Annotated in this window: 13 protein-coding genes, 4 tRNA genes and 2 rRNA genes; 1 reads left to right on the top strand and 18 read right to left on the bottom strand. The window is 57.1% G+C overall.

Annotated elements, in window-relative coordinates:
• Window positions 1-58 precede the first annotated feature (58 nt).
• The 14 genes from rpsL to FCL40_RS17380 all read right to left on the bottom strand — a co-directional run bounded on the left by rpsL (window position 59) and on the right by FCL40_RS17380 (window position 14421).
• Complete coding sequence (rpsL, locus tag FCL40_RS17445) at window positions 59-433, bottom strand: 30S ribosomal protein S12 (protein WP_136854565.1); 375 nt, start codon at window positions 431-433, stop codon at window positions 59-61.
• A 232-nt stretch (window positions 434-665) separates the two neighbouring features.
• Window positions 666-4865, bottom strand: a complete 4200-nt coding sequence (rpoC, locus tag FCL40_RS17440) for a DNA-directed RNA polymerase subunit beta' (RefSeq protein ID WP_136854564.1) — start codon at window positions 4863-4865, stop codon at window positions 666-668.
• Window positions 4866-4945: 80 nt separating this feature from the next.
• Complete coding sequence (gene rpoB, locus FCL40_RS17435) at window positions 4946-8974, bottom strand: DNA-directed RNA polymerase subunit beta (RefSeq protein WP_136854563.1); 4029 nt, start codon at window positions 8972-8974, stop codon at window positions 4946-4948.
• 228 nt (window positions 8975-9202) lie between these two features.
• Window positions 9203-9571 carry a 50S ribosomal protein L7/L12 gene (gene rplL, locus FCL40_RS17430; protein ID WP_136854562.1) on the bottom strand — a complete coding sequence of 123 codons (369 nt, stop codon included), beginning with the start codon at window positions 9569-9571 and terminating at the stop codon, window positions 9203-9205.
• 47 nt (window positions 9572-9618) lie between these two features.
• Entirely contained in the window at window positions 9619-10122 is a 504-nt protein-coding gene (gene rplJ, locus FCL40_RS17425) for a 50S ribosomal protein L10 (RefSeq protein WP_136854561.1), read from the bottom strand.
• 238 nt (window positions 10123-10360) lie between these two features.
• Entirely contained in the window at window positions 10361-11065 is a 705-nt protein-coding gene (gene rplA / locus FCL40_RS17420) for a 50S ribosomal protein L1 (RefSeq protein WP_136854560.1), read from the bottom strand.
• 4 nt (window positions 11066-11069) lie between these two features.
• Window positions 11070-11498 (bottom strand): 50S ribosomal protein L11, encoded by a 429-nt coding sequence (gene rplK / locus FCL40_RS17415; RefSeq protein WP_136854559.1) that lies wholly within the window; start codon window positions 11496-11498, stop codon window positions 11070-11072.
• A 117-nt stretch (window positions 11499-11615) separates the two neighbouring features.
• Window positions 11616-12161, bottom strand: coding sequence for a transcription termination/antitermination protein NusG (gene nusG, locus FCL40_RS17410; protein WP_136854558.1), 546 nt, complete (start codon window positions 12159-12161; stop codon window positions 11616-11618).
• Between the two features lie 3 nt (window positions 12162-12164).
• Window positions 12165-12536, bottom strand: a complete 372-nt coding sequence (gene secE / locus FCL40_RS17405; RefSeq protein WP_136854557.1) for a preprotein translocase subunit SecE — start codon at window positions 12534-12536, stop codon at window positions 12165-12167.
• A gap of 229 nt (window positions 12537-12765) precedes the next feature.
• The gene (tuf, locus tag FCL40_RS17400) at window positions 12766-13950 is read right to left on the bottom strand and encodes an elongation factor Tu (protein WP_136854556.1); all 1185 of its coding nucleotides are present in this window, start codon (window positions 13948-13950) and stop codon (window positions 12766-12768) included.
• 104 nt (window positions 13951-14054) lie between these two features.
• Window positions 14055-14130: transfer RNA gene (locus FCL40_RS17395), tRNA-Thr, on the bottom strand.
• Window positions 14131-14138: 8 nt separating this feature from the next.
• A tRNA-Gly gene (locus FCL40_RS17390) sits at window positions 14139-14213 on the bottom strand.
• A 36-nt stretch (window positions 14214-14249) separates the two neighbouring features.
• Window positions 14250-14334, bottom strand: a tRNA-Tyr gene (locus FCL40_RS17385).
• Window positions 14335-14345: 11 nt separating this feature from the next.
• Window positions 14346-14421 (bottom strand) — tRNA-Thr (locus FCL40_RS17380).
• Window positions 14422-14621: 200 nt separating this feature from the next.
• Here FCL40_RS17380 and coaA point away from each other — a divergent pair.
• The gene (coaA, locus tag FCL40_RS17375) at window positions 14622-15572 is read left to right on the top strand and encodes a type I pantothenate kinase (RefSeq protein ID WP_136854555.1); all 951 of its coding nucleotides are present in this window, start codon (window positions 14622-14624) and stop codon (window positions 15570-15572) included.
• Here the strand turns inward: coaA and birA are convergent.
• The 4 genes from birA to rrf (FCL40_RS17355) form a co-directional block, all read right to left on the bottom strand.
• A complete protein-coding gene (birA, locus tag FCL40_RS17370) occupies window positions 15569-16531 on the bottom strand; it encodes a bifunctional biotin--[acetyl-CoA-carboxylase] ligase/biotin operon repressor BirA (RefSeq protein ID WP_136854554.1) in 963 nt (320 codons plus the stop codon). The genes coaA and birA overlap by 4 nt on opposite strands.
• Entirely contained in the window at window positions 16518-17561 is a 1044-nt protein-coding gene (gene murB, locus FCL40_RS17365; protein WP_229360370.1) for a UDP-N-acetylmuramate dehydrogenase, read from the bottom strand. Before murB ends, birA begins: the two co-directional genes overlap by 14 nt.
• A gap of 289 nt (window positions 17562-17850) precedes the next feature.
• Window positions 17851-17965: ribosomal RNA gene (gene rrf / locus FCL40_RS17360) — 5S ribosomal RNA — on the bottom strand.
• A gap of 55 nt (window positions 17966-18020) precedes the next feature.
• A 5S ribosomal RNA gene (gene rrf / locus FCL40_RS17355) occupies window positions 18021-18135 on the bottom strand.
• Window positions 18136-18279: the final 144 nt, after the last annotated feature.

Genomic DNA, 18279 nt, shown 5'->3' with positions numbered 1-18279 from the left:
ATCCAAAACAGGATGTACAAAAATTTAAAGTTGCTTGGCCTTACTTAACGGAGAACCATTAAGACTTAGGACGCTTGGCACCGTACTTGGAACGGCCTTGGCGACGATCGCTCACGCCGGCAGTATCCAGGGCACCACGAACGGTGTGGTAACGCACACCAGGCAAGTCCTTCACACGACCGCCACGGATCAGGACCACGGAGTGCTCCTGCAGGTTGTGACCCTCACCACCGATGTAGGAGGTCACTTCAAAACCGTTGGTCAGACGAACACGGCACACTTTACGCAGTGCAGAGTTCGGCTTCTTAGGGGTGGTGGTGTATACACGGGTGCACACGCCACGCTTTTGAGGGCACGCTTCCAGAGCCGGAACGTTAGTCTTGATGACCTTCGATTGGCGAGGCTTACGTACCAACTGGTTTACAGTAGCCATTGATTACTCCAATTGATGTTTACTACTCATTTTCAGGTGCGAAAAATCGACCCCCAAAAAGGGGGACGCGGAATTTTAAGCACCCGCAGACCGGGTGTCAAGAAATAGCCAGCGGGATCAGGCGCTGTAGGCAAGATTCCTTGCCACCTGCCCCACCGGGATTCCACATTCCGGGTCCAAACTAGAAAGGGGCGCCTAGGCGCCCCTTTTTCATGTTGCCGATGCCAGAGGCTTAGTCGTCGGCGGCGTTCAGCAGATCCGCCAGGTTCTGCTCCGCTTCCGAGGCGCTGACCACGGGAGTCACCGACTCCTCCTTGGCGTTACGCTGCTCGTGGTAAGCGTAGCCGGTACCGGCAGGGATCAGTCGACCCACGATCACGTTCTCCTTCAGGCCGCGCAGGTCGTCCTGCTTGCCGCTCACTGCCGCTTCGGTCAGCACGCGGGTGGTCTCCTGGAAGGAGGCCGCGGAGATGAAGGATTCGGTGGCCAGGGACGCCTTGGTGATACCCAGCAGCTCCAGCTCGTAGGTGGCGGGCTGCTTGCCCTCGGCGATGAGGTTACGGTTGATGATGTTCACCCGTGCCACTTCAGCCTGTTCACCCTCCAGCAGATCGGAATCGCCGGCGCTGGTGATGATGCACTTACGCAGCATCTGGCGAATGATCACCTCGATGTGCTTATCGTTAATCTTCACACCCTGCAGACGGTACACTTCCTGAACCTCGTTGACGATGTAGTTGGCCACGGCGTGGATGCCACGCAGACGCAGGATGTCATGCGGGGCCTCTGGACCGTCGGCGATCACTTCGCCACGCTCAACCTTCTCACCCTCGAACACGTTCAGGTTACGCCACTTGGGAATCATCTCTTCGTACGGCTTGCCGCCATCGTGAGGAGTGATCACCAGACGACGCTTACCCTTGGTCTCCTTACCGAAGGAGATGGTGCCGGTGATTTCAGCCAGGATCGCAGGCTCTTTCGGCTTGCGGGCTTCGAACAGGTCGGCCACTCGGGGCAGACCACCGGTAATATCCTTGGTACCGCCGGATTCCTGAGGAATACGGGCCAGTGCATCACCCACGTTCACGGTGGCGCCGTCGTCGATGCTGACAATGGCGTTACCGGACAGGAAGTACTGGGCAGGCACTTCGGTGCCGGGGATCATCAGTTCGTTACCGGACGCATCCACCAGTTTCACCGCAGGACGCATCTCTTTACCGGCGCTGGTGCGCTGGTTGGGATCCAGAACCACGATGCTGGACAGACCGGTCAGCTCGTCGGTTTCACGCTTCATGGTGACGCCGTCGATCATGTCAACGAACTTAATCACACCCTCTACTTCGGTGATGATTGGGTGAGTGTGCGGGTCCCAGTTGGCTACGATGTCGCCGGCGACAACCGCATCTTCCTCGGCCTTCTCCAGCACCGCACCGTAGGGCAGCTTGTAGCGCTCCTTCTCACGACCCAGATCATCGATGATCGCCAGCTCGGTAGAGCGAGAGGTGATCACGATCTTGTTGTCGGAGTTGGTGACGAACTTGGCGTTGTGCAGCTTCAGGCTACCGGCGTTCTTCACCTGTACGTTGGACTCGGCCGACGCACGGGATGCCGCACCACCGATGTGGAAGGTACGCATGGTCAGCTGGGTGCCGGGCTCACCGATGGACTGGGCGGCAACCACACCAATGGCCTCACCCTTACCGACGATGTGGCCACGGGCCAGGTCACGGCCGTAGCAGTGGGCACACACACCGAAGTCGGTGTGACAGGTAATCACCGAGCGAACCAGTACCTCGTCCACCGAGTGCTCTTCGAGGATGTCACACATCTTCTCGTCCAGCAGGGTGTTGCGGGGCAGCAGCACCTCGTCTTCGGTACCGGGCTTGATCACGTCCTTGGCCACCACACGGCCCAGTACGCGCTCACGCAGCGGCTCAACCACGTCACCGCCTTCGATCAGCGGTTTCACGGACAGACCCTCTTCGGTGCCACAGTCGTTCTCGATGATCACCAGATCCTGGGCCACATCCACCAGACGACGAGTCAGGTAACCGGAGTTCGCGGTCTTCAGTGCGGTATCCGCCAGACCCTTACGAGCACCGTGAGAGGAGATAAAGTAATCCGCTACCGACAGACCCTCTTTAAAGTTCACCTTAATGGGGGTTTCGATAATGGAGCCGTCTGGCTTGGCCATCAGGCCACGCATACCGGCCAGCTGACGAATCTGGGCAGCACTACCACGAGCACCGGAGTCGGCCATCATGTAGATGCTGTTGAAGGAGCCCTGCTCTTCCTCTTCGCCATCACGGTTGATGACGGTTTCGGTCTTCAGGTTCTCCATCATCGCCTTGGAGACCTTCTCGTTGGCGCTGGCCCAGATGTCGATCACCTTGTTGTAGCGCTCACCGGCGGTCACCAGACCGGCCTGGAACTGCTCCTGAATCTCGGTGACCTCCTCTTCGGCGGCATCGATGATGGTCTTCTTGGCCTCGGGCACCACCATGTCGTCGATACCTACGGAGGTGCCGGAGCGGGTGGCGTAGTGGAAGCCGGTGTACATCAGCTGGTCAGCGAAGATCACCGTGTGCTTGAGGCCCAGGATCCGGTAGCAGCTGTTCAGTACCCCGGAGATCGCCTTCTTGCCCATATCCCGGTTGATGTGGTCGAAGGACATGCCCTTGGGCAGGATCATCGACAGGATGGCACGACCCACGGTGGTGTCGACGATCTTACGCTCCTCCTGCACCTCACCATCTTCACCCAGGAAGGTGTCGGTGATGCGAACCTTGACGCGAGCGTGCAGGTTGGCGGTCTTGGTGCGGTAGGCCTTCTCGGCTTCGGCCACGGAGGTAAACACCATGCCTTCACCCAGGTCGTTCACCTTCTCACGGGTCATGTAGTACAGACCCAGCACCACGTCCTGCGAAGGAACGATGATGGGATCACCGGATGCGGGCGACAGGATGTTGTTGGTGGACATCATCAGCGCACGGGCTTCCAGCTGGGCTTCCAGGGTCAGGGGGACGTGTACCGCCATCTGGTCACCGTCGAAGTCGGCGTTGTAGGCCGCACACACCAGGGGATGCAGCTGAATCGCTTTACCTTCGATCAGCACCGGCTCAAACGCCTGGATACCCAGACGGTGCAGAGTCGGTGCACGGTTAAGCAGCACCGGGTGCTCACGAATCACTTCGTCCAGTACGTCCCAAACCTCGGGGACCTCGCGCTCCACCATCTTCTTGGCAGCCTTGATGGTGGTGGCCAGGCCACGACCTTCCAGCTTGCCGTAGATGAAGGGCTTGAACAGTTCCAGCGCCATCTTCTTGGGCAGACCGCACTGGTGCAGACGCAGGGTCGGACCCACGGTAATGACCGAACGACCGGAGTAGTCCACCCGCTTACCCAGCAGGTTCTGACGGAAGCGGCCCTGTTTACCCTTGATCATGTCAGCCAGGGACTTCAGAGGACGCTTGTTGGAACCGGTGATGGCACGACCGCGGCGGCCGTTGTCCAGCAGGGCATCCACGGACTCCTGCAGCATACGCTTTTCGTTGCGTACGATAATGTCAGGGGCCGCCAGGTCCAGCAGGCGCTTCAGACGGTTGTTGCGGTTGATCACGCGACGGTAGAGATCGTTCAGATCAGAGGTCGCGAACCGGCCGCCATCCAGGGGTACCAGGGGACGCAGGTCCGGTGGCAGCACCGGCAGTACCGCCATGATCATCCACTCTGGCTTGTTACCGGACTGGTAGAAGGCTTCCATCAGCTTCAGGCGTTTGGTCAGCTTCTTGCGGCGGGTCTCGGAGTTGGTCTGGGGCAGCTCTTCGCGCATCTCGTTGATCTCGCTCTCGAGATCGATGGCTTTCAGCAGCTCCAGGATCGCCTCGGCACCCATGCGGGCGTCGAACTCGTCACCGTGCTCCTCCAGGGCGTCCAGGTACTCCTCTTCGGTGAGCATCTGGCCCTTCTCCAGAGAGGTCATGCCGGTTTCGATCACCACATAGCTTTCGAAATACAGCACACGCTCAATGTCACGCAGGGTCATGTCCAGCAGCAGACCGATGCGGGATGGCAGGGACTTCAGGAACCAGATGTGGGCAACCGGGCTGGCCAGCTCGATGTGACCCATGCGCTCACGGCGCACCTTGGTCTGGGTAACTTCAACGCCGCACTTTTCGCAGATAACACCGCGATGCTTCAGGCGCTTGTATTTGCCGCACAGGCACTCGTAGTCTTTTACCGGACCAAAGATACGCGCACAAAACAGGCCGTCACGCTCTGGCTTGAAGGTACGGTAGTTGATGGTTTCCGGCTTCTTAACTTCACCGAAAGACCAAGAGCGGATCATGTCTGGGGAGGCCAGACCGATCTTGATACCGTTAAACTCTTCAGACTTGTTCTGCTTCTTCAGAAACTGGAGTAAGTCTTTCACGTTCATCTCCTAGTGGAGGTTTAACCTCGGTGTCCCGCCTCAGGGCGGGACACCGCGTCATATACCGCTCAGCGGGTGGCTTATTCCTGGTCCAGCTCGATGTTGATACCGAGGGACTTGATCTCCTTCAACAGTACGTTGAAGGACTCAGGCATACCAGGCTGCATGGAGTGGTTACCGTCGACGATGTTCTTGTACATCTGGGTACGACCGTTCACATCATCAGACTTCACGGTCAGCATCTCCTGCAGGGTGTAGGCGGCGCCATACGCCTCGAGTGCCCACACCTCCATCTCACCGAAGCGCTGTCCACCGAACTGTGCCTTACCACCCAGCGGCTGCTGGGTAACCAGGCTGTAGGAACCGGTGGAACGGGCGTGCATCTTGTCATCAACCAGGTGGTTCAGCTTCAGCATGTACATGTAACCCACGGTTACAGGACGTTCGAAGGCGTCACCGGTACGACCGTCATACAGGGTGATCTGACCTGAGGTAGGCAGACCCGCCAGGGTCAGCAGCTCCTTCACCTCGGCTTCACGGGCACCGTCGAATACCGGGGTAGCCACAGGCATACCGCCTTGCAGGTTCTTCGCCAGGCGAATCACCTCCTCGTCGGTGAAGGTGTTCAGCTCTACCTTCTGCTGGGCTTCACCCAGATCGTACGCCTGCTGGATGTAGTCGCGCAGTTCGGCGATCGCCTTCTGCTGTTCCAGCATGGCGGTGATCTTGGTGCCGATGCCACGGGCGGCAGCACCCAGGTGCACCTCCAGGATCTGACCGATGTTCATACGGGACGGTACACCCAGGGGGTTCAGTACGATGTCCACCGGAGTACCGGTCTCGTCGTAAGGCATATCCTCGACAGGAACGATGGTGGAGATTACACCCTTGTTACCGTGACGACCGGCCATCTTGTCACCAGGCTGAATGCGACGCTTCACGGCCAGGTACACCTTGACGATCTTCAGTACACCGGGAGCCAGGTCATCGCCCTGGATGATCTTGCGGCGCTTGATCTCGAACTTCTTGTCGAACTCGGCGCGCAGCTCTTCGTGCTGCTCGGCCAGCTGTTCCAGTTCGGTCTGCTTGCCTTCGTCATCCAGAGGCAGTTCCAGCCACTTGGCACGATCCATCTTGTCCAGCTGAGCTTCGGACATGCCGGAAGCCAGCAGCAGGGAGCGGGCACGGTCGTAGACGCCGTTCTCCAGGATGCTGAACTCTTCGGTCAGATCCTTCTTCGCTTCCTTCAGCTGCATCTCCTCGATCTCGATGGCACGCTTGTCCTTCTCCACGCCATCGCGGGTAAAGACCTGTACATCGATCACGGTGCCGTATACGGAGTTCGGCACACGCAGGGAGGAGTCCTTCACGTCGGACGCCTTCTCACCGAAGATGGCACGCAACAGCTTCTCCTCGGGAGTCAGCTGGGTCTCACCCTTAGGCGTTACCTTACCCACCAGGATGTCACCGGGCTTCATCTCGGCACCAACGTACACGATGCCGGACTCGTCCAGTTTGGACAGGGCGGACTCACCCACGTTGGGGATGTCAGCAGTGATCTCTTCGCTGCCCAGCTTGGTGTCACGCGCAATGCAGGAAAGTTCCTGAATGTGGATGGTAGTCAGGCGATCTTCCTGAACCACACGCTCCGACAGCAGGATGGAATCCTCAAAGTTGTAACCGTTCCAGGTCATGAAGGCGACGCGCAGGTTCTGGCCCAGCGCCAGCTCACCCAGGTCGGTGGAAGGACCATCGGCCAGTACGTCACCACGGGTTACCGGCTCACCAACGTTACAGACGGGACGCTGGTTGATGCAGGTGTTCTGGTTGGAACGGGTGTACTTGGTCAGGTTGTAGATGTCGATACCGGCCTCGCCAGGTACCAGCTCATCTTCATTCACCTTGACGACGATGCGGGACGCATCGACGTAATCGATCACACCACCACGCTTGGCTACGGCGGTTACACCGGAGTCAACCGCAACGTTACGCTCCATGCCGGTACCGACCAGAGGCTTGTCCGCCTTCAGGGTAGGTACGGCCTGACGCTGCATGTTCGCACCCATCAGGGCCCGGTTGGCATCGTCGTGCTCCAGGAACGGAATCAGGGACGCCGCCACAGACACGATCTGAGACGGGGAGATGTCCATGTACTGGATCTGATCCGCGGTCATGAAGCCAGGCTCGCCCTTATGGCGGCTGGCGATCAGCTCATCTTCCGGCAGGCGGTTGTTCTCATCCAGGTTGGTGTTGGCCTGGGCGATAACGAAGTTGCCCTCTTCGATGGCAGAGAGGTAATCGATCTCTTCGGTCACCACGCCATCGATAACGCGACGGTAGGGGGTCTCCAGGAAGCCGTACTCGTTGGTACGAGAGTAGCTCGCCAGGGAGTTGATCAGACCAATGTTTGGACCTTCGGGCGTTTCGATGGGGCACAGTCGACCATAGTGGGTCGGGTGTACGTCTCGAACCTCGAAGCCGGCACGCTCACGGGTCAGGCCGCCGGGACCCAGTGCCGAGATACGACGCTTGTGAGTCACCTCGGACAGCGGGTTGTTCTGATCCATAAACTGGGACAGCTGGGAAGAACCGAAGAACTCCTTCACTGCCGCAGAGATGGGCTTGGCATTGATCAGGTCCTGAGGCATCAGGCTGTCCAGGTCACCCAGGGACAGACGTTCACGCACGGCACGCTCAACACGCACCAGGCCTACACGGAACTGGTTCTCGGCCATCTCACCGACGGAGCGGATACGACGGTTACCCAGGTGGTCGATATCGTCCACCTCGTCGTTGCCGTTGCGGATCTCGATGATCTTCTTCATGACATCGACGATATCGGCCTTGTCCAGGACACCGGAACCTGTGGATTCACTGCGGCCCAGGCGACGGTTGAACTTCATCCGGCCAACGGTGGACAGATCGTAGCGCTCTTCGGAGAAGAACAGGTTCTCGAACAGGGCTTCGGCCGCTTCGCGGGTTGGCGGCTCGCCGGGGCGCATCATGCGGTAGATCTCAACCAGGGCTTCCATGCGCTCCTGACAGGAGTCGATGGCCAGCGTGGTGGAGATGTAGGGGCCGGAGTCCAGGTCGTTGGTGTACAGGGTGCTGAACGCCTTGATACCGGACTGGGACAGCTTGGCCACGTCCTCCAGGCTCAGTTCCTGGTTGGCGGCGACCAGCAGTTCACCGGTGGCTTCGTCCACGTAGTCTTTGTCGGCCACTTTGCCAACCAGGTACTCTACGGGCACTTCCAGTTCGGTCTGGCCGGCTTTCTCCATGGCGCGGATGTGACGGGCGGTCACGCGGCGGCCGGTTTCAACCAGCACATTACCGTCGGCATCTTTGATGTCGAAGACGGCGGTTTCACCACGCAGGCGCTCAGGCACCAGGGCCATGACCAGCTTGTCCTTCTTGATGGAGAACTCCAACTTGTCGAAGAACATCTCCAGCATCTCATCGGTGCTGAAACCCAGGGCGCGCAGCATGATGGTGGCAGGCAGCTTACGACGACGGTCGATACGGACAAACAGGTTGTCCTTGGGATCGAACTCGAAGTCCAGCCAGGAGCCACGATAGGGAATAACACGGGCGTTATACAGCACCTTACCGGAGGAGTGAGTCTTACCACGGTCGTGGTCGAAGAACACACCTGGGCTACGGTGCAGCTGAGAAACGATCACACGCTCGGTGCCGTTTATCACGAAGGTACCATTCTCGGTCATCAGAGGAATGTCACCCATGTACACTTCCTGCTCTTTGATGTCCTTAACGGCACCGCCGGCTTCCTTGTCCATCAGGACAAGGCGCAATTTCACCCGCAGGGGAGCGGAATAGGTAATGCCTCGGATCTGGCACTCTTTTACGTCAAATACGGGCTCGCCCAGCTTGTAACTCACATACTGCAGCTCGGCGTAACCGGAGAAGCTCTTGATCGGGAATACACTGCGGAATGCAGCTTCCAGACCACGCTCGCCGTCTACGTCCTGCTCCAGGAAGTTTTGGAACGAGTCCAGCTGGATCGACAGCAGGTAAGGGATGTCCAGAACTTTTGGACGCTTACCAAAGTCCTTACGGATGCGTTTTTTTTGAAAATCGGAGTAAACCATTTGGTTCCTCTGCTCGCTCTTTGGTGACCCATCTGAGCCCACGCACTTGCAACACGCCATTCTCGGGGTGCAAGAACCCAACCAATAATCTCTGCCAGGTCCGCGATCCTATGATCGGCGACAAACGGTGGGAAGTTTGTCAGCGCTATACAGCGCAAAAAGGCCGGTGGTTAAATAACCACCAGCCTTACCTAAGCCGTAGCCTAGGCTCGTAAGCTATAGGTTAGCTTACTTGATCTCAACTTGACAGCCAGCTTCTTCCAGATCTTTCTTCAGAGCTTCGGCTTCTTCTTTAGAGATACCTTCTTTAACGGCTGCAGGAGCAGACTCTACCAGAGCCTTAGCTTCCTTCAGACCCAGACCGGTGGCGCCGCGAACGGCCTTAATGGCACCAACCTTGTTGGAACCAGCGCCGGTCAGCATTACGTCAAATTCGGTCTGCTCTTCAGCAGCTTCGCCAGCGCCAGCGCCACCAGCAACAACAGCGGCAGCGGCGGATACGCCGAACTTCTCTTCCATAGCTTCGATCAGCTCAACAACGTCCATTACGGACATTTCAGCTACGGCTTCGATGATTTGGTCTTTAGTGATAGACATTACTAACAATCCTAAAAAATTAGTTTAAAAAGTTTAAGCAGCGAGCCTTAGGCAGCTTGCTCTTCTTTTTGGTCGCGCAGAGCAGCCAGAGTACGAACCAGCTTGCCAGCAGATGCTTCCTTCATGGTCATCATCAGCTGTGCGATCGCTTCGTCGTAGGTTGGCAGCTTGGCCAGACGGTCAATCTGCTCGGCGGGGATCAGTTCCCCTTCGTAGGCAAGGGCTTTTACCTCGAACGCCGCTTCTTCCTTGGCGAAGTCTTTGAACAGACGCGCCGCAGCACCAGGGTGCTCGTTGGAGAAGGCGATCAGGGTAGGACCACTGAATGCGTCGGTCAGGCACTCGTAAGGAGTACCTTCAACGGCACGCTTGGCCAGGGTGTTACGCACAACGCGCATAACAACACCAGCTTCACGAGCGCTTTTACGCAGAGCAGTCATGCTGCCTACAGTAACGCCGCGAGAATCGGCAACTACAGCAGACAGAGCACCTTTGGCAGCTTCGTTGACCTCAGCGACAATTGCTTTCTTGTCTTCGAGTCTTAATGCCATTGGCTTTTACTCCTGGATTCCACCTAGGTTTTAACACCTAGAAACTTAACAATCCCCATCTCTGGGGAACGACACGGTGGTAAGGTTCCAGAAGATCAGAAATCTTCCAAGGTCCTGTTTCACCGTCTACGCAGGAAATTAAGCCTTGCGGCTCCTGCGGTCTCGGACGAGGGCCAGCGGACTGGCCTCGACCTTAAGGGCGCAAAATTATACTCGATAACTTAGCGCCCTGTAAACTTTAAGCGGTCTGGGTTTCCAGAGTCGCCTGGTCCACGGCTACACCGGCACCCATAGTGGTGGAGATGGCCACCTTCTGGATGTACTGACCCTTGGCAGAAGCAGGCTTGGCCTTCTTCAGGGCGATCAGCAGGGACTCCAGGTTCTCTTTCAGCTGTGCAGCGTCGAAAGAAACCTTACCGATGGTGCTGTGGATGATGCCGTTCTTGTCGGTGCGGTAACGAACCTGACCGGCCTTGGCGTTCTTAACCGCTTCGGCAACGTTAGGAGTTACAGTGCCGGTCTTAGGGTTAGGCATCAGGCCACGGGGACCCAGGATCTGACCCAGCTGACCTACAACGCGCATTGCATCGGGAGAGGCAACCACAACGTCGAAGTTCATCTCGCCTTTCTTAACCTGTTCAGCCAGATCTTCCATACCAACCAGGTCGGCACCGGCTTCTTTGGCGGCTTCGGCGTTGGCGCCCTGAGTAAATACCGCTACGCGTACGTCGCGACCGGTGCCGTGAGGCAGTACGGTGGCGCCGCGAACGTTCTGATCGGATTTACGGGGATCAACACCCAGGTTAACGGCAACGTCAACGCTCTCTACGAACTTGGCAGTGGCCAGTTCTTTCAGCAGAGCAACGGCTTCATTGATTTCGTACTCGCGAGTAGCGTCAACTTTCTCGCGGATAACGCGCATGCGCTTAGACAGTTTAGCCATCGTCTTATCCCTCAACTACCAGGCCCATGGAACGAGCAGTACCGGCAATGGAGCGCTTCATCGCTTCAATGTCAGCACCAGTCATGTCGGCAGCCTTGGTCTCAGCAATCTCTTGCAGCTGAGCGTCGGTTACCGTGCCAACCTTCTCGGTGTTAGGACGACCGGAACCGGACTTGATGCCGGCAGCCTTCTTCAGCAGTACAGACGCTGGAGGAGTCTTGGTGATGAAGGTGAAGGAACGGTCGGCGTATACGGTGATCACTACAGGAATCGGCAGACCTTTTTCGATCTTGTCGGTACGGGCGTTGAACGCCTTACAGAATTCCATGATGTTAACACCGTGCTGACCCAGAGCGGGACCAACTGGTGGTGAAGGGTTAGCGGCACCAGCTGCAACTTGCAGCTTGATGTATGCTTGGACTTTCTTAGCCATTGTTTAATACCTCATTTGGGTTCAAGCGTCAGGGCTACTGACTCCCCGTGAATAAAGGGGCAGCGGATTATATACAAATCTTCTGCCCCTCAACAAATTTTTTTGACCAATTAATGATCAGGACTTCTCTACTTGGGAGAAATCCAGCTCCACCGGAGTGGACCGACCGAAGATCAGTACCGAGACCTTCAGGCGGCTCTTTTCGTAATCCACCTCTTCCACGGTACCGTTGAAGTCGGCAAAGGGACCGTCGTTGACCCGAACCACTTCGCCGGGTTCGAACAGGGTGCGAGGCTTGGGAGACTCGGTGGACTCCTGCAGGCGATTCAGGATGGCGTTGGCCTCCTTCTCGCTGATGGGCGCTGGACGATCGGAGGTTCCTCCGATAAAGCCCATCACGCGCGGGGTGTTACGCACCAGGTGCCAGGTGGCATCGTTCATCACCATCTGCACCAGCACGTATCCGGGGAAGAACTTGCGCTCGCTCTTACGGCGCTGGCCGGCACGCATCTCAACGACCTCTTCGGTAGGCACCAGAACCTCACCGAACTGGTCTTCCATACCGTGCATCTTAATATGCTCTTTCAGGGTCTTGGCTACACGAGACTCAAAACCGGAAAAAGCCTGCACCACATACCAGCGCATATTTTGTTCTTCAGACATCTATTAAACCCCAGTAATCAAGCTAACGATGTTAACCAGAGCCATATCCAGCAACCACAGGACAAAAGCTAGGATGGCAGTCACGGCAAAAACGATCAGCGTGGTCTGCATGGTTTCCTGGCGAGTGGGCCAGACAACTTTACGCACTTCCAGACGGGCTTCCTGGGCAAACGCCCAAGCCTCTTTGCCCTTCACTGTGGTGGCGGCAATGCCAAGACCCGCAGCGATGGCGATCACCACGCCCAGGGCGCGAATCAGAACAGATACAGTATCAAAATAGTAGTTGCCCACGACGGCAGCCAGCAGAACCAGCACAGCCAGGCCCCATTTCAGGGTATCCAGCGCACTACCTTGATTTTCAATATTGGTACTCATTACAACAATCCTGTTAACCAGTGGATAGAATCACCCACTGCTGTTGCGATGACAGCCATGCCAGGGTCGGGATCCACCGACTCTCCGGGAGAAGGCCCCCCCCCGGCTACCACCGTAAAAAAAGCAGCCCTAGATTCTATTCATTCTGGTATCTGCTTACAAGCCGCACAGGCATACAAATGGCAAAAGGGCGCCCTCAGGCGCCCTTTTATCATAGCGAGACTGTCGATTACTCGATGATCTTAGCTACAACACCAGCACCTACGGTGCGGCCACCTTCACGGATAGCGAAGCGCAGGCCTTCGTCCATCGCGATGGGGCAGATCAGGGTAACAACCATCTTGATGTTGTCACCAGGCATTACCATCTCTACGCCTTCTGGCAGCTCGATGGTACCGGTTACGTCAGTAGTACGGAAGTAGAACTGAGGACGGTAGCCTTTGAAGAATGGAGTGTGACGGCCGCCTTCATCTTTGGACAGAACGTACACTTCAGACTCGAACTTGGTGTGCGGGTTGATGGAACCAGGCTTAGCCAGTACTTGACCACGCTGAACTTCGTCACGCTTGGTACCACGCAGCAGAACACCACAGTTCTCACCGGCACGACCTTCGTCCAGCAGCTTGCGGAACATCTCTACGCCGGTACAGGTAGTCTTGGTGGTCTCTTTGATACCAACAATCTCTACTTCGTCACCAACTTTAACGATACCGCGCTCTACACGACCGGTTACTACGGTACCACGGCCGGAGATGGAGAATACGTCTTCGATAGGCAGGATGAAGTCACCGTCGATGGCACGCTCAGGCTCAGGGATGTAGGTATCCAGGGCTTCAGCCAGCTCAACGATCTTCTTCTCCCACTCCTCTTCACCTTCCAGGGCTTTCAGGGCGGAACCCTGAATTACAGGCAGGTCGTCACCGGGGAATTCGTACTCGGACAGCAGTTCACGAACTTCCATCTCTACCAGTTCCAGCAGCTCTTCATCGTCTACCATGTCGCACTTGTTCATGAATACGATGATGAAAGGTACGCCTACCTGACGAGACAGCAGGATGTGCTCACGGGTCTGAGGCATTGGGCCGTCGGTGGCAGCTACTACCAGAATCGCGCCGTCCATCTGGGCAGCACCGGTGATCATGTTCTTAACGTAGTCAGCGTGTCCGGGGCAGTCTACGTGGGCGTAGTGACGGGTAGGAGTATCGTACTCTACGTGAGAGGTAGAGATGGTGATACCACGCTCACGCTCTTCAGGAGCGTTGTCGATGGAAGCGAAGTCCTTGGCCTCACCACCGTATACTTTAGCCAGTACGTTGGTGATAGCAGCGGTCAGAGTGGTTTTACCGTGGTCAACGTGGCCAATGGTACCAACGTTTACGTGCGGCTTCGAACGCTCAAATTTTTCTTTAGACATGATAGTGCCTCAATCCAAACTAAGGTGGTGGTTTTCCACGTTTGACGTAGTAATACTCGCATGAGTATAAACAAGGATTGAAGCAGCGTGAAGAAGGGAAGAAATGGTGCTGATACCCAGATTTGAACTGGGGACCTCACCCTTACCAAGGGTGCGCTCTACCAACTGAGCTATATCAGCAAATTTCTTGGAGCGGGCAGCGGGAATCGAACCCGCATCATCAGCTTGGAAGGCTGAGGTAATAGCCATTATACGATGCCCGCAAAAACAATCTTCAGGCTACCTCGAACCGAGAAAAATGGTGGAGGGGGAAGGATTCGAACCTTCGAAGGCGGAGCCGTCAGATTTACAGTCTGATCCCTTTGGCCACTCGGGAACCCCTCCACTGCTACAAATGGTGCCGACTGCCGGAATCGAACTGGCGACCTACTGATTACAAGTCAGTTGCTCTACCTACTGAGCTAAGTCGGCTTCGCTTTGTGCGGAGCGCATAATAGGAAATTGAACCAACCAGTGCAAGCCAAATTTCAAAAAAGATCCCGTCAATCGCCTCAATTGACTGAGTTTTAGTCTTATACAGAAATTGGGGGCAAAATCGGTGCAACCGCCACGGCAGGCTGTACCTTTAGGGGTTGATGGTGTAGTTTTGCCATCGCATCTAAGGAGTTAATATGGCGCCAGTCCCATCTACATCCCGTAACGCCTACCTGGAGTTCAACCGAGAGCAGTGGTCTGTGCTGCGCGACGCCGTGCCGCTGCCACTGAGTCAAGGGGAACTCGAACGGCTGCGGGGCATCAACGAGGATATCTCGTTGAGCGAGGTGGAGGCGGTGTACCTGCCCCTATCGAGGTTGCTCAACCTCTATGTGCATGCCAATCAGCGCCGCAGCCAGGTGGTGGAGGAGTTTCTCGGCGAAAGACCGGAAGACGGCCCCTATATCATCAGCGTGGCCGGCTCCGTAGCCGTCGGCAAAAGCACCACCGCCCGCCTGCTCCAGGCGCTGCTGCAGCGCTGGCCTGAGCACCCCAAGGTGGAGTTGATCACCACAGACGGCTTCCTCTATCCCTTGAAGGAATTGAAAGAGAAGCAACTGCTGAGCAAAAAGGGGTTTCCACAGAGCTATGATGGAAAAATGCTGCTGGACTTCCTCAAGGACGTGAAGTCGGGAAAAAGTGAAGTCCACGCCCCCATCTACTCTCATCTGGAGTACGACCGGCTGACCGACAGGCACCACGCTATCCGTAAACCGGACATCCTGATTCTTGAAGGATTAAACGTACTGCAGACCGCCCACGACTACCCCGAGGCCGGCAACCGGCTGTTCGTATCCGATTTTGTGGATTTCTCCATCTATGTCGACGCTAAATATGACCTTCTCAAACGCTGGTACATAGACCGCTTCGACAAGTTCCGACAGGGTGCCTTCACCGATCCCAACTCCTACTTCCACCACTACTCGAAATTGACCGAAGGGGAAGCCCGAAAAACCGCGAGTAAAATCTGGGATGAGATTAACGGCCCGAACCTGAAGGCCAACATCCAGCCCACCAGGAGCCGTGCCAACCTCATCCTCAGCAAGGGCGATGACCACAAGGTCAATCGTGTCTGGCTGAGGCGTTAAGTCAGGGGCCTCAGGCTCACTTCGCCACTGTTAAATGCCCGAATCCCGTCCTCGGTCTCCAGCAACAGGGCACCGTTGGCGTCGATGCCCGCAGCGACCCCCAGCACCTCTGACTCTCCCAGCAGAATCCGCACCGGCTTGCCCAGGTAGCGATCGTGCCTGCGCCAGCGTTCGATAAAGGGCGCCAATCCCTGAGCCTCAAACAGGGTCAGCCCCTGTTGAAGATGCCGGATCACCGCGTTTGCCAGCCGGTTTCGGTCCACCGGCTCACCGGTGACCAGTCGCAGATCGGTCCAGGCCCGATCGATCTCTGCCGCGGCGTCAACACCCAGGTTGACGTTGATGCCACAGCCAATAACCATATCGGCGGGCTCACCATACTGACCGCGCATCTCCACCAAGATGCCAGCCAGCTTCGCCTCACCATAATAGAGATCATTGGGCCACTTAACGCTGACCCCGGTGATGCCGAGGGACTCCAGCGCATCGACCAACAGCACGCCAACCACCAGGCTGAGGCCGCCGGCCTGGGCAACCCCCCCAGGCAGCCGCCAATAGAGAGAGAGGTAGAGAGAACCTGCATAGGGCGAGATCCACTGCCTGCCTCTGCGGCCCCGGCCCTGGCTCTGGCGCTCGGCCAGGCAGCAGTCACCCGACGCAAGTTGGCCAAGATTCTGCAACAGGAAGCTGTTGGTGGATTCCACCTCATCAAACAGGTACACAGAAGAGGAGAGCCCAGAGGCGATCGCCTCTCTGTTCAACAGCGTCATCGGGCAGGCCAGGCGGTACCCCTTGCCCTTGACGCTGTAGATATCCAGGCCCAGCGATTCCAGGGCCTGGATGTGGTTATTCACCGCGGTGCGACTCAGGCCCAGCTGCCCCGCCAGGTGCGCCCCAGAATGAAACTCGCCGTCCAGCAGGGCTTCCAGGACCCGCTGCCGATTCTCATTGCTCGGCATAATGGCTCCAGTGCTGTTCCCCTCGACTGTCCAGCAGCCGAACTTCCGGTTCTAGCACCACCCCAAAGCGGTCCGAAACCCTGGCGACCACCTCGCGAGCCAACCGAAGCAGCTGCGCCGCCGTCCCCGTGCCGTGATTGACCAAAACCAGTGCCTGTTGGGCATGGACCCCCACTCCCTCCAGGGTCACCCCCTTGAGGCCGCTCTGCTCAATCAGCCAACCGGCGGCGAGTTTCATCTGACCTTCACCGGCAGGGTAGGCAGGCATCTGTGGATAGCGGCTCAACAGGTCACGCCCCACCGCGTCGGGGACAATGGGGTTCTTGAAGAAGCTGCCGGCATTGCCCAGATTCCGCGGGTCGGGCAGCTTCTGCCTGCGCACCGTCATCACCTTGTCGGCAATCATCTCCGCAGTTGGGGTGTCCAGCTCACGCAGCGGCCCATAGCTGAGACGAGGACACCAGCGTTTCGGCAGGCGTATCCCCACACCAAGGATCACGGCCCGGTCCTTCAGCTCCCGCTTGAAGATGGAGTCCCGATAGCCAAACTGGCACTGCTCGGCGGTGAGCAGGCGCAAGTGTCCCGTCTCCAGATCCAGCACCTGCACATGGGCACACACCGAGGCGAACTCCATTCCATAGGCACCGATGTTCTGAACTGGCGCGGCGCCTGCGGTGCCGGGGATCAGGCTCAGGTTCTCCAGGCCATATATCCGTTGCGACAGGCTCCACATCACCAGGTCATGCCAATCTTCCCCCGCCCCGACGCGCAGCAGCCAGCTGCCCCCTTCATCAATGACCTCACGCCCCTTGATGCGATTGACGATCACCAGCCCCTGGTAGCGCTCGACGAAGACCGTGTTGCTGCCCCCCCCCAATACCATTCGAGGCCCGCCCCGATATGCCTCCAGGTTCCACGCCTCCGCCATCTCCTCCGCAGAGGTGACCTCAACCAGTGCCTCTGCGGTACTGGGCAGACCGAAGCTATGATAGGGGATAAGACAACACTCGGTGCGTATGTTCAGCGACACGATCTCTCCGGAGTTTAGTGGGCCAGTGCAAGGCGGCGATAATATAGCAGAATGAAGCAAAAATCGATGCCGGCGGTGGGATTTCAACCAGAGGTCAACCTGAAGTCGAAGCCCCTATCCAGTCATGGCAGAGGAGGGGAGTAGGACCGCATCGACCACCACCCAACCCGGGACCTAGGCCGCGTTTCCGGACAAACTCCTGTCCGCGAACTCGCGGTATATGGTGGCTTAGCCAAACGCACAAACGAAAAAAGCCCAACCTTTCGGTTGGGCTTCTCTCTGAATAAGAGCCTGACGATGACCTACTCTCACATGGGAACTCCCACACTACCATCGGCGCTACTGTGTTTCACTGCTGAGTTCGGCATGGGATCAGGTGGGACCACAGCGCTATGGTCGTCAGACGAATTTTGTGGATTACCGTCAGTCTCTGTTGACCAACCATAATCGGAAATGGGTGCTTGGCAGTGACCTACTCTCACATGGGAACTCCCACACTACCATCGGCGCTACTGTGTTTCACTGCTGAGTTCGGCATGGGATCAGGTGGGACCACAACGCTATTGCCGCCAAGCAAAATCGTTACAATTCGCACAAGCTGTTTCTCGTTTGCATTCTCGCAAGCGCTTTCTATCTGGGATTTCAAAACCCATTGGGTGTTGTATGGTTAAGCCTCACGGGTCATTAGTACAGGTTAGCTCAACGCCTCACAACGCTT

It is taken from the genome of Ferrimonas sediminicola, from assembly GCF_005116715.1.
Lineage (GTDB): Bacteria > Pseudomonadota > Gammaproteobacteria > Enterobacterales > Shewanellaceae > Ferrimonas > Ferrimonas sediminicola.
The sequence above is the reverse complement of the archived record's forward strand: the minus strand, read 5'-3'. Positions and strand labels throughout refer to the sequence as shown.